We start from the raw sequence: 532 nt of genomic DNA, 5'->3' as shown, positions 1-532 counted from the left end.
GAAGGCTACGGGGTCGACACCACGGCGCCGCTGGACTTGGCCATCACCCTTGATGCCAACATCACCGACGACGACGTCATCAACGCCGCCGAAGCGGGTCAGCAGATCCCGGTCAGCGGCACCGTGACCGGCGAGTTCAAGGAAGGGGACATCGTCACCCTGACCGTCAACGACAAACCGTTCACCGGTCCGGTGGCTGCCGATGGTCGCTTCACCATCCTGGTGGCGGGCAGCGACCTGGCGGCGGATACCGACCGCACCATCGATGCCAGCGTGACCAGCCACCGTACCCGTCGGTCGGGCACCTAGCCGCCCACCGCGACCGACAGCGAAGGCTACGGGGTCGACACCACGGCGCCGCTGGACTTGGCCATCACCCTTGATGCCAACATCACCGCCGACGACGTCATCAACGCCGCCGAGGCCAAGCAGGACATCCCGGTCAGCGGCACCGTGACCGGCGAGTTCAAGGAAGGCGACACCGTCACCCTGACCGTCAACAACACCGACTACAGCGGCAAGGTGAGCGCCG

1 protein-coding gene and 1 pseudogene are annotated in these 532 nt (G+C 66.4%); both read left to right on the top strand.

The features are described from left to right. Positions 1 to 309 (top strand): Ig-like domain-containing protein (locus tag G113_RS21295; protein WP_005915276.1); only part of this gene is annotated, 309 nt, incomplete at its 5' end. An 18-nt stretch (positions 310 to 327) separates the two neighbouring features. After that, positions 328 to 532 (top strand): annotated as a pseudogene (locus tag G113_RS22190) (Ig-like domain-containing protein); the annotation flags it as partial.

The sequence above is a fragment of the Aeromonas molluscorum 848 genome (genome assembly GCF_000388115.1).
Classification (GTDB): domain Bacteria; phylum Pseudomonadota; class Gammaproteobacteria; order Enterobacterales; family Aeromonadaceae; genus Aeromonas; species Aeromonas molluscorum.
This window is presented reverse-complemented; position numbering and strand designations above follow the sequence as displayed.